General features: G+C 47.9%; 23 protein-coding genes, 1 tRNA gene and 1 riboswitch. Of the genes, 12 read left to right on the top strand and 12 right to left on the bottom strand.

Annotated elements, in window-relative coordinates; translation table 11 throughout:
* Positions 1–287 precede the first annotated feature (287 nt).
* From RQP50_RS04495 to RQP50_RS04455, 9 genes are all read left to right on the top strand, one after another.
* A tRNA-Lys gene (locus RQP50_RS04495) sits at positions 288–363 on the top strand.
* Between the two features lie 177 nt (positions 364–540).
* Entirely contained in the window at positions 541–2,547 is a 2,007-nt protein-coding gene (locus RQP50_RS04490; RefSeq protein ID WP_315743554.1) for a serine hydrolase, read from the top strand.
* Between the two features lie 81 nt (positions 2,548–2,628).
* The gene (locus RQP50_RS04485) at positions 2,629–3,324 is read left to right on the top strand and encodes a response regulator transcription factor (RefSeq protein ID WP_315743552.1); all 696 of its coding nucleotides are present in this window, start codon (positions 2,629–2,631) and stop codon (positions 3,322–3,324) included.
* Positions 3,308–4,690: a HAMP domain-containing sensor histidine kinase gene (locus RQP50_RS04480; protein WP_315743550.1), complete on the top strand. Its 1,383-nt coding sequence runs from the start codon at positions 3,308–3,310 to the stop codon at positions 4,688–4,690. Before RQP50_RS04485 ends, RQP50_RS04480 begins: the two co-directional genes overlap by 17 nt.
* Before the next feature lie 194 nt (positions 4,691–4,884).
* A riboswitch (TPP riboswitch) is annotated at positions 4,885–4,991 on the top strand.
* A 145-nt stretch (positions 4,992–5,136) separates the two neighbouring features.
* Positions 5,137–5,730, top strand: a complete 594-nt coding sequence (locus tag RQP50_RS04475; protein ID WP_315743548.1) for a YkoF family thiamine/hydroxymethylpyrimidine-binding protein — start codon at positions 5,137–5,139, stop codon at positions 5,728–5,730.
* Positions 5,731–5,815: 85 nt separating this feature from the next.
* Positions 5,816–6,391, top strand: a complete 576-nt coding sequence (locus RQP50_RS04470; RefSeq protein WP_065293580.1) for an ECF transporter S component — start codon at positions 5,816–5,818, stop codon at positions 6,389–6,391.
* 1 nt (position 6,392) lies between these two features.
* Complete coding sequence (locus RQP50_RS04465; RefSeq protein WP_315743545.1) at positions 6,393–8,270, top strand: ABC transporter ATP-binding protein; 1,878 nt, start codon at positions 6,393–6,395, stop codon at positions 8,268–8,270.
* A complete protein-coding gene (locus tag RQP50_RS04460) occupies positions 8,257–9,042 on the top strand; it encodes an energy-coupling factor transporter transmembrane component T family protein (RefSeq protein ID WP_394358361.1) in 786 nt (261 codons plus the stop codon). The genes RQP50_RS04465 and RQP50_RS04460 overlap by 14 nt, the downstream gene beginning before the upstream one ends.
* Positions 9,043–9,129: 87 nt before the next feature.
* On the top strand, positions 9,130–9,417 hold the full coding sequence (locus tag RQP50_RS04455; RefSeq protein WP_072729812.1) for a hypothetical protein: 288 nt from the start codon (positions 9,130–9,132) through the stop codon (positions 9,415–9,417).
* Positions 9,418–9,648: 231 nt separating this feature from the next.
* On the opposite strand, the gene nrdR is transcribed toward RQP50_RS04455, so the two are convergent.
* On the bottom strand, positions 9,649–10,128 hold the full coding sequence (gene nrdR, locus RQP50_RS04450) for a transcriptional regulator NrdR (protein ID WP_021252110.1): 480 nt from the start codon (positions 10,126–10,128) through the stop codon (positions 9,649–9,651).
* 128 nt (positions 10,129–10,256) lie between these two features.
* On the opposite strand from nrdR, the gene RQP50_RS04445 reads away from it, so the two are divergent.
* Complete coding sequence (locus tag RQP50_RS04445) at positions 10,257–10,478, top strand: alpha/beta-type small acid-soluble spore protein (RefSeq protein WP_021252111.1); 222 nt, start codon at positions 10,257–10,259, stop codon at positions 10,476–10,478.
* 67 nt (positions 10,479–10,545) lie between these two features.
* Here the strand turns inward: RQP50_RS04445 and RQP50_RS04440 are convergent, their stop codons facing one another.
* The 11 genes from RQP50_RS04440 to RQP50_RS04390 all read right to left on the bottom strand — a co-directional run bounded on the left by RQP50_RS04440 (position 10,546) and on the right by RQP50_RS04390 (position 22,101).
* A complete protein-coding gene (locus RQP50_RS04440) occupies positions 10,546–11,133 on the bottom strand; it encodes a lytic transglycosylase domain-containing protein (protein ID WP_315743537.1) in 588 nt (195 codons plus the stop codon).
* Positions 11,130–11,726, bottom strand: coding sequence for a dephospho-CoA kinase (coaE, locus tag RQP50_RS04435; protein ID WP_315743535.1), 597 nt, complete (start codon positions 11,724–11,726; stop codon positions 11,130–11,132). Before coaE ends, RQP50_RS04440 begins: the two co-directional genes overlap by 4 nt.
* A 29-nt stretch (positions 11,727–11,755) precedes the next feature.
* On the bottom strand, positions 11,756–12,496 hold the full coding sequence (locus tag RQP50_RS04430) for an MntP/YtaF family protein (protein WP_315743533.1): 741 nt from the start codon (positions 12,494–12,496) through the stop codon (positions 11,756–11,758).
* 142 nt (positions 12,497–12,638) lie between these two features.
* Positions 12,639–13,472 (bottom strand): DNA-formamidopyrimidine glycosylase, encoded by an 834-nt coding sequence (gene mutM, locus RQP50_RS04425; RefSeq protein ID WP_315743531.1) that lies wholly within the window; start codon positions 13,470–13,472, stop codon positions 12,639–12,641.
* A gap of 99 nt (positions 13,473–13,571) precedes the next feature.
* On the bottom strand, positions 13,572–16,244 hold the full coding sequence (polA, locus tag RQP50_RS04420) for a DNA polymerase I (protein ID WP_315743529.1): 2,673 nt from the start codon (positions 16,242–16,244) through the stop codon (positions 13,572–13,574).
* A 160-nt stretch (positions 16,245–16,404) separates the two neighbouring features.
* Positions 16,405–17,064: a phosphate signaling complex protein PhoU gene (gene phoU / locus RQP50_RS04415; protein WP_072731434.1), complete on the bottom strand. Its 660-nt coding sequence runs from the start codon at positions 17,062–17,064 to the stop codon at positions 16,405–16,407.
* Between the two features lie 33 nt (positions 17,065–17,097).
* Positions 17,098–17,871, bottom strand: a complete 774-nt coding sequence (pstB, locus tag RQP50_RS04410; protein ID WP_072731436.1) for a phosphate ABC transporter ATP-binding protein PstB — start codon at positions 17,869–17,871, stop codon at positions 17,098–17,100.
* Between the two features lie 12 nt (positions 17,872–17,883).
* A complete protein-coding gene (pstA, locus tag RQP50_RS04405; RefSeq protein WP_028533817.1) occupies positions 17,884–18,759 on the bottom strand; it encodes a phosphate ABC transporter permease PstA in 876 nt (291 codons plus the stop codon).
* A gap of 4 nt (positions 18,760–18,763) precedes the next feature.
* Positions 18,764–19,690, bottom strand: coding sequence for a phosphate ABC transporter permease subunit PstC (gene pstC / locus RQP50_RS04400; RefSeq protein ID WP_021252120.1), 927 nt, complete (start codon positions 19,688–19,690; stop codon positions 18,764–18,766).
* 148 nt (positions 19,691–19,838) lie between these two features.
* On the bottom strand, positions 19,839–20,843 hold the full coding sequence (locus RQP50_RS04395) for a PstS family phosphate ABC transporter substrate-binding protein (RefSeq protein ID WP_028533816.1): 1,005 nt from the start codon (positions 20,841–20,843) through the stop codon (positions 19,839–19,841).
* A gap of 130 nt (positions 20,844–20,973) precedes the next feature.
* A complete protein-coding gene (locus RQP50_RS04390) occupies positions 20,974–22,101 on the bottom strand; it encodes a methyl-accepting chemotaxis protein (RefSeq protein WP_315743520.1) in 1,128 nt (375 codons plus the stop codon).
* A gap of 408 nt (positions 22,102–22,509) precedes the next feature.
* On the opposite strand from RQP50_RS04390, the gene RQP50_RS04385 reads away from it, so the two are divergent.
* Positions 22,510–23,871, top strand: a complete 1,362-nt coding sequence (locus RQP50_RS04385) for a cytochrome ubiquinol oxidase subunit I (RefSeq protein WP_174808212.1) — start codon at positions 22,510–22,512, stop codon at positions 23,869–23,871.
* A complete protein-coding gene (locus tag RQP50_RS04380; protein WP_315743515.1) occupies positions 23,868–24,920 on the top strand; it encodes a cytochrome d ubiquinol oxidase subunit II in 1,053 nt (350 codons plus the stop codon). Before RQP50_RS04385 ends, RQP50_RS04380 begins: the two co-directional genes overlap by 4 nt.
* Positions 24,921–25,009 lie beyond the last annotated feature (89 nt).

Genomic DNA, 25,009 nt, shown 5'->3' with positions numbered 1-25,009 from the left:
GAAAAAACATATGAACATACAATGTAAACATGTACGGTAAAGAGTAGAGAACTAAATCCCTGCTCCTTATCGCATGATACGGGAAATGGAAGTATTCCTAACAGAGTCATACTACACCCTTAGCAGAGAAGGGGATATCCTTGAATATCCACGGATAACCCCCTTAATTCTATTTTACGAATCGCCTGTAGAGGTCTATACTTAAGGGGTGTTAAGGAACAAGGCACTTCTTAAACAGCTTCGTTCAATCGGGATGCAGCAATCCCCCTTGAACCCAGTTATCATATGGGTTCTTAGCTCAGTTGGTAGAGCAGTTGACTCTTAATCATCAGGTCGAGGGTTCGAACCCCTCAGAACCCACCAATTATGTGATCAAAACGGCAGAGAATGCCGTTTTTTTGTTGCATCCCATGTCCCCTCCCCTAAGATGCTGTTGTTCATCGAAAATTTCACTTTACATTAAGGTTACATAGAATCTGGATTAAGTTTGCTCCTCTATTCTAATGATGCACGAAAATGATACAGAGGAGAGAGCAAACAATGAGCATATTTTCAAAGCGCGTGACGGCCATTGCACTGACCTTCACCGTCGTAACCGGCTTGCTGAGCGGTACGGGTACATTATCGAAGGTATCGGCAGCTGCGCCCGTAAACATAGGACCGCAAGATCCAAACGAAGTCGAGCAATTTGCCGATGAATTTTTTAGCCGTCCGGAAATTAAGGACAGTATGGCAGGAGCTGCGTTCGTCGTCGTCAAAGGCGATAAGGTGCTGTTAAAGAAAGGTTACGGCTATGCGAACGTTGAAAAGAAGCTGCCGGTCGATCCGGATCGGACTGTGTTCCGCGTCGCTTCGCTTTCCAAGGTAATCACCGCCACAGCCGTGATGCAATTAGCAGAGCAAGGGGAAATCGATTTGAACAAAGATTTGTCTGCATACTTGGGAGATATTAAAATCCCTAATAAGACCGGCTCTCCCCTAACGACGAAGCACTTAATGACGAATTCTACCGGGTTCGAATTCGGGGACGGTTCGGAATTATCTACGGACGACTTAACTCAGGAAGTATCGATCAAGCAATATGTGTCGGACAATACGCCTACAGTAATCCGCAAGCCCGGCGAGTACTACCGCTATGACAATTTAGGCTTTACGATCCAAGGTTACGTTGTAGAGCAAGTGAGCAAACAGCCATTTGGAAAATACGTGCAGGATCATATTTTCAAACCGATTGGCATGGCAAGCAGTGATTTTCGTTTAACACCGGAAATCCAAAAAGATTTGGCTGTTCCTTATAGCTTGATGGGAGAAGCGATTCCTACTTACGCAACCGTTCCGACAGAACTTCCAGGCGGCGGCATGCTTTCTACAGGCGCTGATATGGCCAAATTTATGATCGCCCATCTGAACGGCGGCAAGCTGGGAGATGCAACGATTCTGAAAAAAGAAACGGCAGCGGAAATGCATAAACCTCAGCTTGCCGTGCATGAGAAGCTGCCGAACATGGCCTACGGATTCGAATACTCCAATCAGCAGCTTTACAACGGACGTTATATGATTGAGAAATCCGGGGATATGGCCGGGTATCACAGCAATATGTGGTTGATTCCTGATGAGAAGGTTGGCTTCTTCGTTACGGTAAATAAAGATGTTGAGTTCCGCAAGGAATTGTTGGAAGCATTCATGGATCATTATTACCCGAAGAAAGATGGCGCTCAGGCTCCACACGAGCAAGCAGCACAATCGTTGGAAAAATTTGAAGGAATGTACAGCGACTTGCGGAATCGGATGTGGACCTCTCGCGTTCGTGCCGAGGACGGCAAGCTTATCGTGAAAGATCCGCTAGGAGAGCATGTGCTCCGTGAAATCGAGCCCCTGCTTTTCCAAGATGAACAAGGCGTAAAAGCTGCATTCAAGTTAAATGACAGCGGCGAAGTGCAAGCATTGTATTACGATCAGAAATCGGATAGCTGGGCTGAAAAGCTGTCTGTCGCACATCAATATCAGGATGTTGGCAAAGACCATGTGTATGCGCCTTTCATCTATCATCTGCGCCAATTGAACGTCATTCATGATGACAGCGACGACAACCGCTTCCTGCCTGATCAAGCCATTACGCGGGAACAGTTCATCGGCTGGTTTATCCGATGGGCCGGGGTGTCGCCATCTAAGAGCAAGCCTGCTTTCACAGATATATCCGACAGTGCGTCTGCTAAAGAAATACAAGCTGCGTACGAGCTTGGCGTCATTCAGAAGCCGGAAAGCGGCAAATTCCGTCCTAAGGAATTGTTGACGCGTCAGGAAGCAGCGACTATTATATGGCGTATGGCTGTCAACCACATCGGCACCGAACCGAAAAAAGCCATGCTTAGAGGGTCCACCGATACTTGGGCGCTGGATGGCGTTCAGTTCGTCATCGTCAAGCAATTATTCGGGCCTGAGGTCGCCAAAGGCAAAGACGGTACTTTCGATTATCATTCGAAAAAACCGATGCTGAAGCAAGAAGCTGCAGCAATACTGTCTAAGTTTGCCGACAATTTATTATAATTCGCACAACTCCCGATCAACCTGCGTTAAGCCCCAAGTTGATCGGGAGTTATTGTTGCATTCCTAGAGGTGAAACAACAAATGAAAACCATTCTCATCATAGACGACGAAGCCGAAATTCGCGAACTGTTGACCATCTATTTGACTAACCAGGGATATGCTATAGCTTCGGCCAGTAATGGTGTGGAAGCGCTAGCTGTGCTGCAAGAGAAGTCTATCGACATGGTTATCGCCGATATTATGATGCCGCACATGGATGGCTTGGAATTGCTCAAAAGGACGCGGCACAATTCGCAAATTCCGTTCCTCTTTATTTCCGCCAAGTCTGACGATATGGACAAAATATATGGCTTGCAGCTCGGGGCGGACGATTATGTGGGCAAGCCCTTCAATCCGCTGGAAGTCGTCAGCCGCGTGCAAGCGCTGTTTAGGCGAATCGACTCCTTTGCCAAGGTGGATATGCAGGAGCAAGAGGTTATCGAAATCGGAGATGTGAGGCTGAATATAAGGAGCTGCCAACTGTTCAAGTCCGGCATCCAAAAAGAATTGACATCATACGAGTTCAAGATTGTGGAGCTCCTTATGAGAGAGGCTGGCAGAGTATTAACCAAAGCCCATATTTACGAGCAAGTATGGGGCGAGGAATACATCGGAGACGAAAATTTAATTATGGTGTACATAAGCAAAATCCGCGAGAAAATTGAGGATAATCCGAGAAAGCCTGTTCATCTCATTACGATTAGGGGGTTAGGCTACCGTTTTGAAAAAAGCAAATAACCTCTCCGGTCGACGTCCCTTAAAACGGGTATTTTTTCGAAATTATGCAGTGATCTGCGTCCTGATGATCGCAGCGATCATTGTAGCTCTCCTAAGCACGAACCTATTTATGAGGCGTTATATCGATGAACTGGTCGTTGCTCAAATTAATGGAACGGATATTTATCGGTACCCTTTCCATAACATCAGTGCGCATTTGCTGAACAAGTATGGCGGCTGGTTCGAAATCGTGAATGAGTCAGGCGAAATCATTTTTGTCAAAGGAAACAAAGAGGACAACATCAAGCATTACGAAGACGGCCAAATGTATGCCAAAATGGATGTAGAGCGAAACGATGATGCAATCTCCTATCATGCTTATCAAGCAAAAGGGCCGAACGGCGAATCTTATGTATTGCTGTGGAAAATTCCTGAACGCTTGTTGAAATTATCAACTGCGACAACGATCTTTGCTGCATTATTAGCTATTTTATTGTTTATCCTGCTTTACTTTTACGCCCGCTATTCGGTTAGACAAGTGAAAAAGCCGCTGCGGCAAATCTTGGAAGGCATCAAAGAGATGGAGCACTTCAATTACACGAAGCGGCTTCATTACTCAGCCGAACAGGAATTCGCGGAAATACAAGAGGCGTTTAACGGCATGGCTGAACGTCTGCAGCGTACTTCTGCCGAGAAGGAAGCTGCCGAGAACAATAAGCGAAACATGCTGCTGCATCTATCGCATGATTTGAAGACGCCGATTACTTCGATTTACGGTTATTCGCAGCTCCTGTTGGACAATCAGGCATTGGAAGACAAAGATACCCGCAAATATATTCAATACATTTACGATAAGTCAGCTTATATGGCCAATTTGATTAAAGACCTATTTGAACTGGCGAAGCTGGATGACAAGCATACGGAATTGAGCAAAGAGAAAGTGAACATTACGAAATGGTTCCAGCAGCTCGTGGCGGAATTTTATCCGGAAATAGAAGAGAAGGGATTTGAGCTTGAAGCACATATCCCGGAAGAGCCGCTCTATGTCAAGATGGACAAGATTCATATGAGTCGCGTCATCACCAACTTAATTAGCAATACACTGCGATATAATCCAGCGGGAACGGTGCTCTATGTCTCATGTGCACGACAAGAAGGAAACGTTATACTGTGGATCGGAGACGACGGAATTGGCGTTCAGGAGCCGATCAAGGAACATATTTTCGAAGAATTCATCCGTGGCGACGGCCCGATTAAAGACAGTACAGGATTAGGTCTCGCCATTTGCAAAAAAATCATAACGCTCCATGATGGCACGATTGAATTAACGCAGGATCAGTGTTACCATACCTTGTTTCAAATCACGTTGACTATTACGGAGGACTAGAGTCCCTTCACGATGTCGGGTATCACCTTCAGACTGCGATACCACGGATCGTTTGTATGCCCGGATCTAGCCCATTGCAATATTAAGCTCCAGTTTGAAGTATCCCTTTTGGTATTGCACCCTTTACAAACGGATCATCCCGTGTATAATGAAAGCTGTCAAGCATATGAACAATGGAACAACTGCATAGTGAATTCGAACACTAGGGGTGCTGTAACAAGCTGAGAGACAGCGGCAACGCTGTTAACCCTTATAACCCGAACTAGATAATACTAGCGTGGGGAAGTGTAGTCGACTGATTGATATAAGCTGCGGCTTCGTCATGTTCGTCATTGCATGAAGCCATGTCATACCCTTGTATCCTCAAGCGCAACTGCACCGACTCACGGTGCAGTTTTTTTGTTGTCTGCTGGCCACAATTTGATTCGTCTGGGAGGATATAAGTTATGAGTCAGTTATCTTGCGGCACGAGCCGCATCGTTGGTTGTCGCTTTTCCATCTATCCGATGAGCGATCGCTTCGTTGAACTTATTTTAGGAGCGTTGCGAGACACAGATATGTCTAAGGTATGGTGCCATACCGATGATGTCAGCACCTGGGTTCGTGGGCGCAGTGAACATGTATTCGATGTCGTACAGTCTATCTATTTACATAGCGCGGCAAGTGGAGAACATGTTGTGCTGAATGCTACGTTCTCTGTTGGCTGTCCGGGCGACACACAAGGAGATGCCTTCATGAGTACGGACGAAATTCGAATGAATGCGGAACGATATCAAGCGATTCCTCTCAAGATCGCTGCTCATTTTGCTCTCTACCCGCTCGGAACAGCAGATTACATGGATACGATCTATGAGATCATTGGCCTTGCTAAGGAAGAAGGCACTTTCGATGAGAGCGCTCATTATGCAAGCCGCTTAGAAGGAGATGCACAGCGAGTATTTGCTACACTTGAGAACGCGTTTAATCGGGCGAGAAAATCAGACAAGTCCCATGTGGTGATGACAACTACGATGTCAGCCAACAGCCCTTCCACAAGGTAGCAGCTGAAGAAAAAGAAATTCAAAAATGCAAGCTACAAACCCAACGGACTCATCCGATCATCGTTTTAAGAAAAGAGGAATGTTCATGAATTCGCGAAACAGCCAATGGAAATTACGAGATATCGTCGTTCTCAGTTCATTATCTGTTGTGTTTGCCGTCATTTATCTGCTCTTCTTGCAAATAGGCAATGTGCTTGTTGGCTTTATGGGGCCGATGGGATATGAAGTCATCTTCGGCATTTGGTTTATCGTATCGATCATCGCCACCTATATCATCCGCAAACCGGGGGCTGCCGTCATTTCAGAGACAGTCGCTGGATTGGTTGAGGTATTAATCGGCAACGCCGTAGGACCTATTTTGATTGTATCCGCCCTTATTCAAGGTTTAGGCGCCGAAGCCGTATTTGCCGCTACAAGATATCGGAATTATTCAACCAAAGTGCTCATGCTGGCTGGGGTGGGCTCCGCTGTATTCAGCTTCGCGTGGGGGTATTTCCGCAGCGGTTATGCGGCCTACTCTGTTGGTCTCATCATCGCGATGTTCGTCGTTCGCTGTATAAGTGGCGCACTCATCTCAGGTCTGCTTGGCAAATGGATTGCGGACGCCTTGGCCAATACAGGAGTTCTGAGAAGCTTCCCAATTGCAAAGGGGCAACGATAACATGGCAAGCCCAGCGCTTCTCATTCCCAAGTACCCAGCACAATTGAATATACAACGTGACGTCGAGCATGGAACTCTTATTACACTGGAAGCCACTGATCTGACACTCGCCTTCGAGACCGAAGGCGAGCCTGTCTTATCCAACATCAATGTCACCCTGCATGAGGGGGAAACCGTTCTGCTGCTAGGCCCAAGCGGCTGCGGCAAGAGCTCGCTAGCCTTTTGCCTTACCGGGCTGTATCCACATGCAATAGACAGTCTCGTTGAAGGCAGTGTCCATCTGTATGGCAAGCCAATCGAACAGTACGATTCCGGTGAAGCGGCCCAGCATATCGGAATTGTATTTCAAGATTTCGAAAGTCAGTTCTGTATGCTGCGTGTAGAAGAAGAAATAGCCTTTTGCCTAGAAAATCGGGATTGCCCTCGAACTGAGATGGAATCCATGATTCAAGAGGTATTAGAAAAGGTAGGATTGCTCGGATGGCGACATGCGTATATCCACGAGCTGTCAGGAGGCATGAAACAGAAGCTGGCTCTTGCCTGCGCTCTAGCCCTTCGCGTGCACATGCTTGTGTTGGATGAGCCTACATCGAATCTCGATCCGTGTACAAGACATCAATTTGCTGTACTCATTTCAGAACTGGCACGCAAGGAAGGGATGGCTCTGCTTATCATTGAGCATCAATTGGACGATTGGATCGGCATGACGGATCGCCTGCTCGTGATGGATGAGGCTGGAGCCCTCGTCTTTGACGGTCTTCCTGTCTCCTACTTCAAGCATCATGCAGCTGAAGCCAAGTCACGCGGTATCTGGCTTCCGCAAGCGCTGGAACTGCAGCAATTCATCCGTGAGTGGTTTAATCACAGCAACAGTAGCGATAGCAACAACGATGACGATAGTAGCAATATTTGCGATTTCAGCAATTATGATGATCAGTTCGTTCGTCAGCGTCTCACAGCCGCAGACCCTGCACTCACAGACGAAGATCTCTTGAAGCTGCTGCTGTCGCTGCCTGAATGCGTACAGCAGGATGCAATGCGCATCCTAACATCAGCTCAATCTAACGATTCCCCACGAAAGCCTGAGGAAGTCCTGCAAGCGCACGACCTTGTCTATCGGCGTAAAGGAAGAGTAATCCTTGATCACGTGTCCCTTACTCTGCATGCAGGGGAATGGGTAGCACTTGTCGGCCCAAACGGAGCTGGGAAGTCTACCCTCGCCTCCCTCTTGTCTGGATTGACACAGCCGGATGAAGGTCAAATCATTCTGAATGGCATGCCTCTTCATCGATATGCGGAGCGGGAGCTGAGAGCCTTCATCGGATATGTATTCCAGAATCCAGAGCATCAGTTCATTACTGATACCGTGTTCGATGAACTTGCATTCGGGATGCGCTTGCAGCTTCTGAGCGAAGAAGAAGTACAGCAGCATGTCGGAGAAGCCTTGACACGCTTCCGCTTGAACAAGGTTGCCAATGCCAATCCCTTCTCCATCAGCCAAGGACAGAAGCGAAGACTTAGTGTCGCTTCCGTTCTTACCGACAGCCAACAGCTATTGTTATGCGATGAGCCGACATATGGACAAGACGCTTATACATCCAAGCAGCTGATGGACACCCTGCAAGCACGAACCCAAGCAGGCGCTACTGTCCTGATGATCACGCATGATATGGAGTGGGTTCAGACCTATGCCGACCGAATTATTGTGCTAGATGAAGGTTGCATACGGTTTGACGGCAGCCCTTCCAAGCTGTGGAGTGAGCACCCTGAGCTCGTGGAGAAGTGTCATCTGCGTATGCCGATGAACTTCGCGGTGGCATCTCGCCTACTTGCACAGACGTCAGGTATCGAAGGAGGAGATCATCCTGATACTCCGTGATTGGAATCCAAGCATTAAGGGGCTTGCGATCATTATAGCGGTTATAATGCTGTCGTTGACGTTCGATCCGGTTACACCGCTTGCAGCCCTTGTCTACATCGTTCTATTTACATTCCTATTGGGGAACATATCATGGCGTAAATGGCTGCTTAGCTTCTGCCCCTTCCTCATTATGGGCATCGGCTACGTGTGGACGGCCCTCGTCTTCCCGCGTTCTGCCGATCCCGCTTCAAGTGCCATTCTATGGCAGTGGGGGTCGTTCATCATTACGGAGGCCACGTTCCAGCAGGCAATCTCACTCGGACTAAGAGTGCTTATCTTCTCCGCCTTGTCGCTCATCTTCATCTTGACGACAGATCCTGTGCGATTCATGCTGAGCCTGATGCAGCAGTGCAAGCTGCCGCCCAAATGGGCATACGGCATTCTGGCAGGCTATCGCTTCCTCCCCTTCTTCAAGGAAGAACTGCGCATCATACAGGATGCGCACCGCATGCGAGGCATAGAACGGGAGCACGGCTGGAAGAGCAAGCTGCGGGCATGGAAACGTTATGCGATTCCACTGCTCGCTTCAGCTATTCGCAAGTCGGAGCGTGTAGCTGCCGCCATGATATCGAAGGGATTCACAGGCCGACGTGGAAGAACTTATTATGTGAAGCTTCGAGTCACCTGGAAGGATTGGATCTTGCTTTTCCTTCTGCTAGGCGGAATCGCATTATGCTACTACGTATCCTGGAAACTCGGGTTCGTACAATGGTATCAGGGACAATTGTGACACATTATGACACCCTTTTCGTACATCGTGCATAACATATCTAAGCACATTGTGTGTTCCGCTATTATGCGAAAAGGAGGTCTTTCTATGCCTAAAAAAATCACGCCTAAGAAGATCACGTCTAAGACGTTATCCCCTCATTACTCCAAAAGTGTAAAGTACTTGAAAAAATTCGTTAAGATAAAGGCCAAAAACGGTAACGTATATACAGGCACCATCGTGAAAGTAGATAAAAAGAGAGTGTACTTAAAGGTCAACTCCGTAAAGCATGCGGGAAAAGTACACACTTCATTTTTCCCTTTCATCTTGCCGTTGGTGCTCTTCGATCTCCTTGCTATCGTGCTGCTTGACACCCGTAGAAGAATTATTTTTTAACGTCTATTCTCCCTCAAATGTTTGAGGGAGTTTTTATTTGCACGAAAAACTCACTAACAATATCAAGATAGCGCTCTGGCTCCTCAAATCGGGGAAAATGCCCGCTACGATGGAAAGTCGTCTGCAATGTAGATCTGCACCTATCCATCAATCCACACTTGATTGCTCGATAAAATACAAAGAACCCCTCAAACAGTTTACTGCTTGAGGGGTTTTCCGAGCTTGTTTAAACTATTTATCTGAGTGTTCGCCAAGGGCGTTCTTCGACAGAAGATGATTCAGTTCCTTCATAAACATGCTGATATCCTTGAACTGACGATAGACCGATGCGAACCGCACATAAGCAACTTCATCTACTGGATAGAGCTGCTCCATGACGAAATCACCGATGACACGGCTGTCTACCTCCGCATGGGCGGTATCGCGCAGCTGCTTCTCGACCTCCGAAGCAATCATCTCCAGCCGTTCCACAGATACGGGACGCTTCTCACAGGCACGAATAAGTCCGCGCAGCATCTTATCCCTACTGAACTCTTCCCTGCTTCCATCCTTCTTAATAACGATGAGCGGAGTCTCCTCCACCATCTCGAATGTAGTAAAGCGTCTGCTGCACAGCTCGCACTCCCGCCTGCGGCGAATAGACTTATTGTCGTTCGCTGGACGAGAATCAAGTACCTTTGTTCCTAAGTGGTCACAATAAGGACACTTCATTTTCGTTCCTCCGTTCTACTCTTGATGTTTATCACAATTCACTTTTTAAAAAGTTACCAGTGGTTACCTGTAATGATCTTTGAAAGAATGCACACAATACAATTACCAACCGCAAGGAGGTGAATCAAATGAGCCAAAACAATCGTTCCAGCAACAACTTGGTCGTACCTCAAGCGACTGCAGCTCTTGAACAAATGAAGTTCGAGATCGCACAAGAGTTGGGCATTGCCATCCCATCTGACGGATACTATGGCAACATGGCAACTCGTGACACGGGTTCTATCGGGGGTTACATCACGAAGCGCCTTGTCCAAATCGCTGAACAATCTCTTGCAGGTCAATACAAATAATGACGGAAGAAGCGTCGGACATCATGCGCGATAACGGTATCGGCTTGTCCGATGCTTCTTCTTCATTCTACTTCATTTTCGGATAGATGTTTTTATACTTATCATAATAATGGATAACACGCTGTACGTACAACTTTGTTTCCCCATATGGAATTTGCTGCTTGGCTGTGTCATAGCTGCCGTCCCATACTTTGTTGCGAATCCATTTGTTCACATTGCCGGGACCCGCGTTGTAAGCAGCGATCGCCGCTATCCAATTCTCATTGAATTGCTTATGCAGCGATTTTAGATACCATGTGCCAATAAGAATATTCGGGTCGGCCGTATTTTTCAATTCGTCCAAAGACCAACGATTATTCATCTTCAACTGCTCCATCGCCCATGTGGCCGTTTCCGGCATCAGCTGCATGACTCCAATCGCTCCCTTGCGAGATTCGCGCCCCGCTTGGAAGTTCGTCTCCACTCGAATGATAGCAGCCACAAGCAGAGGATCTACATCATATTGAGCTGCATATTTGCGGATCTCGTCTTCATATGCTATCGGGTACATCCATCTCCCCAGCCATTGCGACTGAACGAACAGCAAGAACAGCATGCCCAAAAACAACATCAATAGCACTCTCTTTTTGCGGAGCATTTTCATCATACGATTCATGGCAAGCCTTTCTCCGACCAGAAATGGTCGAGCTGCTTGATCGTATCTTCCAGCGAACCGCTATTGTCGATAATAATGTCCGCCAGCTCTCGCTTTTTCTCCATACTCCACTGAGCATTCAGCCTCTGTTCAGCTTCGCGCTCGCTCCAACCGTCCCGTTCCATTAGACGCTGTAATTGAACACTTTTTGGAACATACACTACCAATATCGAATCGAACATCTCGCTTAGACCTGACTCATACAGGAGCGGAATATCAACGACAACAAGACGTTCTGGATAGTCCGTCTCATATCGATGCATTTGACGCTGGATTTCCTTCCGGATAGCCGGGTGGGTGATGCTTTCTAACGCTTTGCGACTTGTCTCATCTGCAAAGACAACCTCCCCTAATCGCTTCCGATTGAGCGTTCCGTCCGCAAGCAGCATGTCCGATCCGAAATGCACCGCAATTTGTTCCAACACGGGACTGCCAGGGAGAACGACTTCCCTGGCAATCTTATCAGCATCAACCAGCAGAGCGCCTCGCTCCACTAGTAATCGGGAGACGGTGCTCTTGCCGGAAGCGATGCCTCCGGTTAACCCGATGTTCATGCCTTCACCTCATTCTATAATAATGCCGCTTACGTCAGCAGCTTAATAATCCCCATTATAATTAGCATCAGGCCTGGCACAAATGACAGCTTCCCAATCCATCGCGCGCCTGCGAATGCAATCCCAATATGAATGCCGAATCGCAGAAATATGCCGCTGAATAAGGCGATAACAATCGCGGTCATGAGTGCAGGATAGCCTAACAGCGCAGCTCCTATACCCGCTCCAAATGCATCCAACGACAACGCGACTCCAAGCCATGCAGCCTCTACTGCACTAATGGTGCCTGAACGATCCATGTCCGCAGCGCTTGGAGTCTTCAATATTTGAATGACAACGCCCAGACTCTTCAATTGAATGTGCACCACTTGCCGCGGCTCATCCCCCATCGGAATAGATGGAACTGAAGAGGATTGAACAACTGCTGATACATGCATCTGATCTGCTGCCGCATGTTCACTGCTTGCTATCTGATCCAACCGAGCATCCTCATCTTGCGATGAGCGAAGCAGCTGCAGGATAGCCCAACAGCCAATCCCGACAAGAATAAGTGAACCTATCCACTGAGCTACAGCAGGAGATACATACTGAATAAGCAAGTTGCCCACTTGCATCGACAGTAGAATGACCAGCCCAGAGCAGCACGCAATGACAGCAATTGAAGTCCAAGGGATGCGGAGCCGGCGCAATCCGTAGGTCATTCCTACACCGAAGCTATCCAGACTCAATGCAAAAGCCAGGATGAACAAAGACACTGTATGAATAAGCAACTACCGTTCCCTCCCGCTAGGCAGTTCCCGAGCAAGTGCAGACTAGCGTACAACTCACAGCTCAGGAATCCCGATTTACCATATCATATGGGCAAGAGTGGATAAGAGTGCTTATTCAACTTTTCAGCTTACCTAGATTCCATTACTGAGAACGATGCTGGCATACCGGGCAGTAATGGGTACCCCGACCGCCAACTACTGTCTTCTCAATGATACTGCCGCATTGAACACAAGGTTGCCCTTGACGTCCATACATTTGCAGCTGATGCTGGAACATCCCCATTTCCCCTTGGCCATTCACATATGACTTGATAGAGGAGCCGCCAGCTTCAACCGCTTCCTTAAGGGTATCAATAATCGCGCGATGCAGAAGCGCGTACTCTTCATCCGTAAGCTCATCTGCCGCACGATTCGGGTGAATGCCTGCTCTGAACAGAGCTTCATCCACATAAATATTTCCGATTCCTACTACGATGTGCTGGTTCAGCAGGACTGGCTTAATAAAGCTGCGCCGTCTTCTCATCGCTTCTGCGAAGCGTTCGACAGTAAATTCAGGAGACAAGGGCTCTACTCCCAGCTTATGAAGAGGAGGCTGCTCCCATTCCTCTCCTGCTGCGAATAGATGCATCGTGCCGAATTGGCGGACATCCTTATAACGCAGCTCGGTACCGTCATCGAAATGGAAAATAACATGCGTATGCTTCTCAACTGGCTCATTAGCAGCATATACGCCGTAGCGTCCTTCCATACGCAGATGGGATACAAGAACAAGCCCATCCAGCAGGATCCGCAAGAACTTGCCCCTGCGTTCAACCCGTTCGATCGTGTGACCCTTCAATGCATCACAAAATTGCTCTATTTCTGACGGCCGCTGGATAATACGAGGCAGCGTAACCGTTACCCGCTCAATCCGCTTTCCAGCGACCAATGTATTCAATGTTTGTTTGACTGTTTCTACTTCCGGCAATTCCGGCATGTCCAATCACCTCTTGATATTTTCATTATACCGAAAAAGCCGCTCTCATGTAGGCTTGGCGGTTATTACATCATCCTCGCTCACCGCTTGGCTTACGTTCTACTTCGCTTCATACCAATTCTCGCCGCTGTTTACATCTGCTCGCAGCGGAACACAGAGCTCAATAGCCGATTCCATTACTTCAGGAACAAGCTTCAACATCGTCTCCATCTCTTCATCCGGAACCTCGAATACCAATTCATCGTGTACTTGCAGCAGCATGCGGCTCTTCATTCCCGCTTCGCGCATACGAGCATCCATCTGAACCATAGCGAGCTTAATAATATCTGCGGCTGTTCCTTGAATTGGAGTATTCATCGCCGTCCGCTCTGCGAATGAACGCAGATTGAAATTAGAAGCATGAATATCCTTCAAGTACCGTCTGCGCTCCAGCATTGTCTTCACATAGCCGTCTTGGCGAGCGAGCTTCACGATGTCTTCCATATACTGCTTAACACCTTGGAATACAGCAAAATACTGCTCGATAAACTGTGCTGCTTCCTTGCGCGTAATATTCAAGTTCTGAGACAGTCCGTAATCACTAATCCCGTATACAATTCCGAAGTTAACCGCCTTCGCCGAACGGCGCATGTTGGCGTCAACCTGCTCAGGAGACACACCGAATACGTCCATCGCGGTCTTCGTATGAATGTCCATGTCATGAAGGAAAGCTTCCTTCAGCTTCTCGTCTCCCGAGATATGAGCCAATACACGAAGCTCAATCTGAGAGTAGTCGGCAGCAACGATATGCCATCCCTTCTCCGAAGGAACAAACGCCTGACGAATCTTGCGTCCTTCCTCAAGCCGAACAGGAATATTCTGCAGGTTCGGGTATTGGCTGCTTAAGCGTCCAGTCGCAGTAATGGTCTGGCGGAAATAAGTGTGGACATTGCCCGTTTCCTTGCGCACTTCCTTCAGTAATCCTTCAATATACGTCGATTGGAGCTTCGTCATTTGACGGTAATGCAGAATCAGTGGAATGATCTCGTGGTAAGGCTCCAGCTTCTCCAATACTTCCGCATCTGTGGAATATCCGGTCTTCGTCTTCTTGATGACTGGAAGTCCGAGCTTATCGAATAGGATCTCACCGAGCTGCTTCGGCGATCCAACATTAAACTCCGTACCCGCGAGCTCGTAAATACGCTTCATTGTCGTCTCAATTTGTTCCGTAAACTGCGTACCTAATTGATTCAGCGCATCTGTATCGACTTGAATCCCGGTCTTCTCCATCTGTGCCAGAACGCGAGACAATGGAAGCTCCAGTTCAAAATAAAGCCGGTTCATTTCCTGCTCCTGGAGCAATTGCTCCATCACAGGCTTCAGCTGGCGTACAAGCTTGCCCTTGCGAGCAGCGTGCAGCGCAACGGTCTCCAGTTCAGGAACCTTGAACTTGGCGCCCTTCCCGTACACTTCTTCATCCGTCGGGCTAGACGACAAGCCGTACTTCTCCGCAATCGCTTGAAGGGACAGTGCCGCATCATCAGGGTTGAGCACATAGGAAGCAAGCTGGGCATCGAATGCGGAGCCATCATAGGGAACGCCTGTCCAATGCAGCACCAATTCCGCATAATGCATATCGTAGCCGCTCTTCTGCTTACCTTGATCCGCAATCCATTCCCGCACGAACTGTGCCTCGTCAGATAGAAGCTCCTCACGGGTCAAGAACCAGTTGGACTCCTCTTCCGCGATAAGCACACCAATAAGCTCTGCTTGATGTGGATTGTCTCCATGCGCTTCCACGATGATTGTATCCGCGGAAGCAATTATCTGCTTCAACCCACTGAAATCGCCATTCACGAGCTGCACGTTCAATGTATCCTCAGACAGCTCTTCATCAGCAGGTGCTGATGCAACCGTGCCGCCCTCGATCAGCCCGATCTTCTCCATACGCTCAATAATCGACTTGAACTCGAGCTTCTGCAGCATCGGAATCGCCGTGTCCGCCTTAATGCCATGATACGCCATCTCCTCATGGCTCTTCTCCAGCGGCACCTCACGGAAGATCGTTGCAAGCTTCTTGCTCATGCGTGCGTCTTCAGCATGATTGATGAGGTTCTCCTTCATCTTGCCCTTCAGCTCGTCCACATGCTCAAGCACACTCTCTACGCTGCCGAATTGATGCAGCAGCTTAAGAGCCGTCTTCTCTCCAATACCGGGCACACCCGGAATATTGTCCGAGGAATCGCCCATTAGGCCCTTCATATCAATAATTTGTAATGGCTCAATGCCATACTTCTCCTGCAAGGCTGCCGGTGTATATTTCTCAATCTCCGTCACACCCTTGCGCGTGAGCAGGATCGTAACCTGATCAGAAGCAAGCTGGAGCATGTCCTTATCCCCGCTCACAACCGCCATCTCAATTCCTTGCTCATTCGCTTCGCGAGTCAAGGTACCGATAATATCATCCGCCTCGTATCCGCTCATCTCGAAATGAGGAACACCAAGCGCATCAAGGAGCTGCTTCAAGACAGGGAACTGCTCTGACAGCTCAGAAGGCGTCTTCTCCCGACCGCCCTTATAGTCCTTGTAATCTCCATGTCGGAATGTCTCCTTGCCAGCATCAAATGCAACCAGCAAGTGGGTCGGCTTCTCTTCTTCAATAACGCGAAGAAGCATCGTTGTGAATCCGTATACAGCATTTGTATGTAATCCTTGAGCATTCGTCAGAGGAGGCATTGCAAAGAAAGCGCGGTAAATAATATTGTTGCCGTCAATAATGATCCATTTATCCATTGATTCATGCACCTCAATCCATTCTCTACCTTCATGATAGCATAGCCAGTACTAGAAAAGAAAATGATGATATTATGGGAAAAAAATAACCGACCGGGTGATCCGCGGTCGGTTGGAGGATGGAGAATAAGATGACATATTCATCAATGATTCCGTAAGATTAATTATTCAGATCAGGGCGTTGGTTCGTCACAAGATAGACGACCGCCTCACCGATGTTAGTCGCATGGTCGGCAATCCGTTCGATGTAGCGTCCGACGAAGGTAAGCAGCATCGCCTGAGATGCATTTTGCGGATTCTCCACAACGTACGTCAACAGCTCTCGGAAGATCTGGCTGTACAACTGGTCGACGAGGTCATCGTCCTTCGCCATTTTGTAAGCAAGATTCACGTCTTCCTTAATGTAAGCTTGAATCGACTCCCTGATCATGAGCTGTACCGTCTCCGCCATGCGAGGCAAGTCGATCAACGGCTTCATGAGCGTCTGGCCTTCCATGCGCAGCACAACCTTCGCTACGTCAATCGACAGATCTCCCATCCGCTCCAGATCATTGGAGATGCGGAAGGAAACGAGAATGCGGCGCAAATCCTTCGCAACAGGCTGCTGTGTCAAAATCAACTTCGATCCCAGATCGATAATTTTCTCCTCAATGCGATTCAGCTCAACATCCTCGGAAATGATCCGCTTGGCACGCTCGACATCCATATTTTTCAACGCTTCAATTGATTCCGACAAGGCACGCTCTACTCGCGTCCCCATCTCTTCAAGCAATGTACTTAGTTCTTCTAAGGCCAAGTCGAACTCTCTCCGCTTGATCATTTGCAGCTACACTCCTTATCCTTCTTATCAAATTTAGCCGAAGCGACCTGTAATGTAATCCTCTGTCCGCTTATCAGTAGGATTCGAGAACAATTTCTCCGTATTATCGAATTCAACGACTTCTCCGTTCAAGAAGAACACCGTCTGATCCGATACACGAGCAGCTTGATGCATATTGTGCGTAACCATAACAATCGTGTACTTATGCTTCAGCTCTTGAACAAGCTCTTCAATCTTCAGCGTAGAGATTGGATCCAAGGCCGAAGTTGCCTCGTCCATCAGCAGAATGTCAGGGTTGACTGCCAATGCGCGCGCGATACAGAGACGCTGCTGCTGACCACCAGACAAGCCGAAGGCAGAGCGCTTCAAGTAGTCCTTTACTTCATCCCACAGCACAGCTTGCTTCAAGCTCTGCTCAACAATCTCATCCAGCTTCGCTTTGCTGCGAATGCCATGAAGACGCGGGCCGTAAGCAATGTTGTCATAAATCGACTTCGGAAATGGGTTCGGCTGCTGGAATACCATACCTACTTTTTTGCGAAGTGTTTCCACATCAACTTCGTTGCTGTAGATATCTGTCCCGCCAATCGCAACTGTGCCTTCAATACGCGTGCCTATGATCATGTCGTTCATGCGGTTCAATGTACGAAGCAACGTGGATTTCCCGCAGCCGGACGGCCCGATGAACGCAGTGACTGCCTTCTCCGGAATCGTCATAGTGACATTTTTCAAGGCATGATACGTACCGTAGTACAAGTTTAAGTTCTTAATGTCGATTAACGTCTGTAAGGCAGTCGCTGTGCTCATACTATCGTCTCCTTAAATATGTTTCTGATATTTATTGCGTAGAATAACTGCTGAGATATTCATAATGATAAGCAGCGCCAGAAGCACGATGATGCCTGCTGCAGCCAGTTCATGGAATGCAAGTTGCGGTCTAGATACCCAGTTGAAGATTTGAATCGGCATAACGGTAAACTGATCCATAATGCTCTCTGGCAGAAACGCAACGAAAGTCAATGCCCCAATCATAACGAGCGGTGCTGTCTCCCCGATTGCCCGGGACAATGCCAAGATAACGCCTGTCATAATACTGGAAATCGAAGACGGAAGCACAGAACGGGATACCGTCTGCCATTTCGTTGCACCGAGAGCGAATGAAGCATCCCGGCGCGCCCTAGGTACTGCACGGATGGCTTCCTGTGCAGACACGATAATAATCGGCAGCACGAGCAGCGTCATCGTAAGCGCTCCGGAGAGCAAGCTGCGTTCCAGAGCCAATCCGCGTACGAAAATTGTTAATCCCAATATCCCGTACACAATGGATGGAACCCCGGCCAACGTACTAATATTCAGTTGAATTAACCGTGTTAGCCTATTCTTCTTCGCGTATTCCTCAAGATAGATCGCCGCTCCTACGCCGAGGACGAACGAGATAGGAGCCATAATAAGCACCATGTAAATGGAACCGACAATTGCTGATTTCATCCCAGCCTTCGCAGCCATTCGCGAAGGGTAATTCGTAAATAGATCAAGGTTCAATCGAGACAATCCATCCATCATTATCTGAATCAGCAAGGCCATTAGCGCAATAATACCGATAGAAGTTGCCACTAGGAACAGGATATGAAGCACAAGGTCTACCTTCCGGCGGGTACCAATCTGTTTGCGGTTTGCATCTTGAAACATACTCATTAGCTTAGTACTCCTCCCTGAAGCGTCTTGCCACCCACAGCGCCAAAATATTAAGCAGGAACGTAATCACGAACAAGGTCATACCAACAGCAAAGATCGTTCCATACTCAATGGATCCATGCGGTGTATCTCCCATGCTGACCTGTACAATATAAGCCGTCATCGTCTGGATGCTCTCCAGCGGATTCCAGGTCAAATGCGGTGTTGCACCTGCAGCAATCGTTACAATCATCGTCTCGCCAATTGCGCGCGAGAAGGCAAGTACAGCGGATGATACGATACCCGAGAAAGCTGCTGGAACCACAATTTTCAACGCAACCTCAAATCTTGTTGCCCCGAGTGCATATGCCCCATTTCGCAAGCTGCGCGGTACTGCCGACATCGCATCCTCAGACAAGGAAGAGACCATCGGAATAATCATAATCCCGACAACAAGACCTGCGCTTAACGCATTGAACATTCCCGTCGATGGGAAAATAAATTTCAATAATGGCGTAACGAAGGTCAGAGCAAAATAACCGTAGACAATCGTTGGGATACCAGCCAATACTTCAAGAATCGGCTTCACAATTTTGCGAACACGAGTAGGTGCATATTCGCTCAAGTAGATTGCACTTGCAAGTCCAATCGGTATCGCAACCAGACAAGCAATAACCGTAATCATTAACGTACCACCTAGCAGCGGCAGGATGCCGAAGGACTTCGGTGATATGAGCGGGCTCCACGTTGTACCGAACAAGAATTCTGTAATCTTGACTTGCTTCAAGAAAGAGAACGTTTCAGAAAAGAGCGTGTAAACAATCCCGATGGTTGTCGCTACAGACAAAGCGGCACATAGAAATAATAAAATCGGAACAATTTTATCGGTTACATGTACTTTGCCATTTTTGAATGATATCGTCGTCTCTCGCTGCGGGAGATTACCCTGCATAGCCCTAACCTCTCTTTGCGTTCTTTTACAATTCGTTAACATTGACTTCGTGAAAATGTGATGCCTCAAACATCTGTTTTTGGAGAGACATCACATTTCACTGCTAGTATGATGCTGACTATAACCGAAGCCGAAGTCAGTACTTCTCTTATTTCAACAAGTTCATTTGCTCATCGTATTTTTCTTGTGGAAGTGCAACGTATCCGACTTCCTTCGCGATGTTGCCTACATTTTTCATATAGTAATCAACGAATGCTTTCACTTCTGGCTGCTCCAGCTTCTTCTTGTTCACATAGATGAAGAGCGGGCGGGACAGTGGTGCATAACTTCCATCTTTAATTGTCTCTTCAGAAGGAGCGATTGCGCCTTTGCCGCCGTCAACTGGTATTAGCTTCAGCTTGTCTTGGTTCTCTTCGTAGTAAGAGAATCCGAAGTAGCCCATAGCGTTCTTATCACCAGATACCCCTTGCACGATAGCATTCGTATCGGCACTGAATGTGATTTGCTTGTCATTGCGGCTCTCTTGTGCTTTGCCGTTGATTTCTTCAGTGAAGTAGTCGAATGTGCCGTGGTTTGTATCCGGCGAATAGATTTTAATATCTTCTGCTGGCCATCCTGCACGAACGTCAGCCCATGTTTTTACTTTCGAGTTAGGCTCATAGATTTTCTTCAGTTCATCTGTTGTAATGTGATCCACCCAAGTGTTGTCCTTATTCACTACGATGGACAAGCCATCATAGGCCACAGACAATTCCAAGTAGTCGATCCCTTTTTCTTTTGCAGCAGCTGCTTCTTTTTCTTTGATTGGACGAGAAGCGTTGCTGATTGCTGTCTCACTATTAATGAAGCGTTTGAAACCGCCGCCTGTACCTGCTGTACCAACCGATACGCGTACTTCGCCGTTCTCTTTGCCGAACTCTTCTGCAATCGCTTCTGCGATTGGATATACTGTGCTGGATCCATCTATTTCGATCGTGCCTGTCAACTTCTCAGGGCTAGTCGTTTCCTTCGCCGAATTGTTCGTTTCCGTTGTTGCCGCGTTGTTTCCTTGATTTGCAGAAGCATCATCCTTCTTGCCTCCACAAGCAGCCAATACTACTGTCAACGCTGCTACGAGCGTGAGCATCATGATTTGTTTTCCCCATTTTTTCAAGACAATCCACTCCTTTTGATTGATTCCCATGTGTTGTGTTGTAATGTATTCGTTGTTTGTCTCACATCTAGTATGTTAATGGCTGTTTGTTAAGACTGTTTGGTTTATTTGTTAACGGAATGTAAAAAAATCAATCTTGCGCTGACATTGTCTGTAACTGTCGATTTGCCTCATTCGCTGTCACAGCCATGCGTGCTGCGTAAGCATCTACTTGATCCAATCGATTGCGATTTTCTGCTATGGCACGGAACAGTTGCTCGAACTTGGACAAGGCAGCGTTCAAGCCTTCAAGCGTCGTATTCACTTCGGAATGAGCTTGATCGCCAGTCGTAATCGTCAGCGTTAAAGCTTCCATCATCTGATGGAGCGTCTCATCGATTTGCTCCGTGGCTGCCTTGGTTAACGAAGCCAACTTGCGCACCTCGGACGCAACCACCTCGAACCCGCGCCCATGCTCCCCTGCACGCGCAGCTTCAATGGATGCATTGAGCGCCAGCATATGACAAGAATCCGACCATGAGCGAATAACGCTGACGGCATCCGCCACCGCTGTTGTATGCTCTGTCAATTTCTTTGTTTGTCTTGCCTGGCTCTCCACACGTATTGACACCTGTTGAAATGCTGAAGATACCTGATCAAGCACAGTCTTTCCCGTCAATGTTTCGTCGATCATCCGATCTGCGTGCGATTTGCCATCTGCTGAAGCTTGGCGGACATGCTCTGTTTCTGTTAATATGCTGTGCAATGCTCCCCGCGTGGACATAATAACCTCCGATTCCTTCTGCTTCGCTTCGAGTCGTATTTGATTGGATAAGGATGACAACTGCTTGGAGGTGAGTATTCCGACATATTTACCCCCACGTGTGACCCCAATACTGTCGTACATTCGTTCCTCAGAACGGGACGCTGACATATCCAATAGTTGTTCAGTTTCAATACCGCATTCGACAATGAGTGCCTCATTATCCATTACGCGTACAATTGGTTTTTCGTAATAAAGTGCAGGAGAGAACCGCTTGCTCATTTTTTCATGGAATCTCTCCCGCATCACAATGCCAATCGGTTCAGAATGTTCATTTCCTATGACAAGGCAGCGCAGCGAGCCATCCTCTCGAAATCGTTGATCCGCTTCTTCAATGGTGGTGCTGGCAAGAATGATCGGTGCGAATTGAATGAGATCCTCATACTCTCTCTTCATTATGGATTGTCGATTCGCTCCCTCTCGTCTTACTTCCATCTTCGTTAGCAACATCGTCATAAGCTCCCACTCCTACTCTAGTCCTGTTATCGGTCTTTAGTCCCAATGTAGCACGGTAATGTTAATGCTGCCATATTGCGTGTTTTAAGATTTTGTAAATCGACTTTTCCTCATTTTCATATCTTGATAAGACTAACTTTCACGATTTCATCATAGACATCGAAAAAACGGGCATCATTTCACTAGGAGCTTTTTCAAGGGCAAACCTATTTTTCGGGGATCGTTCTCTCGGGATAAAAGGGAGGGACTATGAATGGGATCTGATAACAACCATATTGAAAAAATAAGAAAGCAAGAAAAAATGCTTATCGTCGTCTGCTTTGTTGTTGGCGCGATCATGCTGCTGTCCTTCTTGCGAAGGCTATTCTGAACGATCGGAACTTATATTTGAAGGAGTGTTGACCTCACATGCTCACCTATGATCCGGTTATTTTCAGCCGCATACTTACCGGGCTAACACTGTTCGTACATATCGTATACGCCACTATTGGTGTCGGCATGCCGTTAATGATTGCACTTGCGGAATGGATCGGCATTAAGCGAGGCGACTCTTATTATCTGCTTATGGCGCGCCGCTGGGCTCGCGGGTTCACAGTTACTGTAGCTGTAGGCGTCGTAACAGGGACATGCATCGGTCTACAGTTGAGCTTGTTGTGGCCGAACTTTATGAGGGTTGCAGGACAGGCTATCGCTTTGCCTTTATTCATGGAGACATTCGCGTTCTTTGTGGAAGCCATCTTTCTAGGCATCTATTTATACACCTGGGATCGCTTCCCGAATCGCATCTATCATTTTCTTCTGCTCGTTCCGGTCGCTATAGGCTCCTCAGCCTCTGCCTTCTTCATTACGGCTGTTAACGGCTTTATGAATGCACCACGCGGATTTGATCTGGTGAACGGGAAAATGACGAATATTGAACCCATCGTAGCGATGTTCAATCCTGCCATGCCGACGAAAGTTGGACATGTGCTCGCGACCGCCTATGTGACTTGCGCCTTCATTATGGCAGCCATCTCAGCGATGTCTCTGCTGCGCGGCCGCACTCACGCGTATTACAAAAAAGCGCTCCGCATGTCGATGGTGACCGCCCTTCTCTTCTCTGTCGCAACAGCCGTCATCGGCGACTTCTCAGGCAAGTATTTGCATGAATATCAGCCTGAGAAGCTGGCGGCAGCAGAATGGCACTTCGAGACGAAGTCCCATGCTGAGCTCGTCTTCGGCGGCATTCTTACCGAAAATAATGAGGTGAAATACGGATTTCATATCCCATTTGCCTTGAGCATATTAGCAGGCGGCACCCCCGATACGGTCGTGAAGGGATTGAACGAAGTGCCCGTGGAGGAGAGACCTCCGCTTAAGGCATCCCACTACTTCTTCGACTCCATGGTGTTTATCGGCATGTATTTAACAGTCGTGTCCCTATGGTATGTCATCTGGTTCATGCGCAATCGCCGGCAAAGTCTGAAAAAGCCGCATAATCGTCTGCTGCTAAGAGCCGTTGTGCTTGGCGCTCCGCTCTCGGTGTTGGCTATCGAATTCGGATGGATGTTCGCTGAAATTGGACGTCAGCCTTGGATTCTATGGAAAGTCATGACCGTGGCCGAGGGCGCAACAACATCCAATCACGTGGATACAATGCTGTGGCTCTTCACGCTGCTCTATCTTGTCATTACAGTGACAGCCATTCGGGTGCTCATTCGCATGTTCAAGCATAACCCTGCTGAAGACGAAATTAAGGCACTTGGCTGGGAAGGAGGAGGGAAGAAATGAGTTACGAATTAGTCGGCATCACCGTTCTATGGATCTTCCTGTTCGGCTATCTGCTTGTTGCGTCCATCGACTTCGGGGCAGGATTCTTCAGTTATGTCAGCTCGGTAACGGGCAAGCGTCATATAATCCATAACGTGATTGAGCGCTACTTGTCCCCAGTATGGGAAGTGACGAATGTGTTCTTAGTCTTCTTCTATATCGGCTTGGTTGGATTCTTCCCCGATTCCGCGTACTACTATGGAACAGCACTGCTCGTCCCGGGCAGTCTAGCGCTCATTCTGCTTGCCATACGAGGATCGTACTATGCCTTTAGCACATATGGGATTAAGAGTAATCGTATCTACCTGTTTCTATATGGAGTCAGTGGATGGCTTATTCCCGCTGCGCTGTCCACCGTGCTCGCTATTTCTGAAGGAGGGTATATCTCGGAGGGGGCTGACGGCAGCATTTCATTCCAGTTCCTGAGCCTGTTCACTAACATCTATCCCTATTCCGTTATTGTGCTCGCTCTTGTCAGCGTGTTGTACATTTCCGCCATGTTCCTGACGTACTATGCATCCAAAGCTGAGGATGAAGGGGCACTCAACATCGTGCGCAAATATGCCCTGATGTGGTCCGCGCCCACCATCCTAGCCAGCTTGTTCGTGTTCTACGCGATTCAGGGTCATAATGCGGAGCACTTTGCCAATATGTTGGATCGGGCATGGATGTTCGTTCTGTCCTTCCTGTTCTTCGTCATCGCCGTCTATTATGTATGGAGAAGACGCCGTTATGGCTTAGCGTTTCTATGTGTCATCTTACAATTCGGGTTCGCATGGTTCGGATACGGTTCGGCACATTTGCCTTATGTGCTCTACCCCTACATCAATGTCTATGAGCATGTCACGAATCCGGCCATGGCCTATGCGCTGATCGTTGTATTCGTCCTTGGACTGCTCATTCTGCTGCCTTCCCTCTTCCTGCTTCTTCGCCTGTTCCTGTTCGACGCGAACTATGTGAAGGGGATCAAGAATGGCACAGGTGGACGGTCGGGCAAGAAGCATATTTGATAGGATGAGAAGGCATTCATGCAATGCATGCAGCGGATGAAGCGACAGATATGAATGTCGCGCAGTGCTATGTTAAATATAAAGGAGCA

The organism is Paenibacillus suaedae (assembly GCF_032337355.1).
GTDB classification, from domain to species: domain Bacteria; phylum Bacillota; class Bacilli; order Paenibacillales; family Paenibacillaceae; genus Paenibacillus_B; species Paenibacillus_B suaedae.
This window is presented reverse-complemented; position numbering and strand designations above follow the sequence as displayed.

Coding starts and splice junctions, on each gene's coding strand:
- RQP50_RS04445 (WP_021252111.1), top strand. CDS start 10,257: ATGAGCCAAAACAATCGTTCCAGCAACAACTTGGTCGTACCTCAAGCG.
- RQP50_RS04455 (WP_072729812.1), top strand. CDS start 9,130: ATGCCTAAAAAAATCACGCCTAAGAAGATCACGTCTAAGACGTTATCC.
- RQP50_RS04385 (WP_174808212.1), top strand. CDS start 22,510: ATGCTCACCTATGATCCGGTTATTTTCAGCCGCATACTTACCGGGCTA.
- polA (WP_315743529.1), bottom strand. CDS start 16,244: ATGGATAAATGGATCATTATTGACGGCAACAATATTATTTACCGCGCT.
- phoU (WP_072731434.1), bottom strand. CDS start 17,064: ATGATCAAGCGGAGAGAGTTCGACTTGGCCTTAGAAGAACTAAGTACA.
- RQP50_RS04470 (WP_065293580.1), top strand. CDS start 5,816: ATGAATTCGCGAAACAGCCAATGGAAATTACGAGATATCGTCGTTCTC.
- pstA (WP_028533817.1), bottom strand. CDS start 18,759: ATGAGTATGTTTCAAGATGCAAACCGCAAACAGATTGGTACCCGCCGG.
- RQP50_RS04380 (WP_315743515.1), top strand. CDS start 23,868: ATGAGTTACGAATTAGTCGGCATCACCGTTCTATGGATCTTCCTGTTC.
- RQP50_RS04475 (WP_315743548.1), top strand. CDS start 5,137: ATGAGTCAGTTATCTTGCGGCACGAGCCGCATCGTTGGTTGTCGCTTT.
- pstC (WP_021252120.1), bottom strand. CDS start 19,690: ATGCAGGGTAATCTCCCGCAGCGAGAGACGACGATATCATTCAAAAAT.
- RQP50_RS04390 (WP_315743520.1), bottom strand. CDS start 22,101: ATGACGATGTTGCTAACGAAGATGGAAGTAAGACGAGAGGGAGCGAAT.
- RQP50_RS04440 (WP_315743537.1), bottom strand. CDS start 11,133: ATGAATCGTATGATGAAAATGCTCCGCAAAAAGAGAGTGCTATTGATG.
- coaE (WP_315743535.1), bottom strand. CDS start 11,726: ATGAACATCGGGTTAACCGGAGGCATCGCTTCCGGCAAGAGCACCGTC.
- RQP50_RS04485 (WP_315743552.1), top strand. CDS start 2,629: ATGAAAACCATTCTCATCATAGACGACGAAGCCGAAATTCGCGAACTG.
- RQP50_RS04465 (WP_315743545.1), top strand. CDS start 6,393: ATGGCAAGCCCAGCGCTTCTCATTCCCAAGTACCCAGCACAATTGAAT.
- mutM (WP_315743531.1), bottom strand. CDS start 13,472: ATGCCGGAATTGCCGGAAGTAGAAACAGTCAAACAAACATTGAATACA.
- pstB (WP_072731436.1), bottom strand. CDS start 17,871: ATGAGCACAGCGACTGCCTTACAGACGTTAATCGACATTAAGAACTTA.
- nrdR (WP_021252110.1), bottom strand. CDS start 10,128: ATGAAGTGTCCTTATTGTGACCACTTAGGAACAAAGGTACTTGATTCT.
- RQP50_RS04490 (WP_315743554.1), top strand. CDS start 541: ATGAGCATATTTTCAAAGCGCGTGACGGCCATTGCACTGACCTTCACC.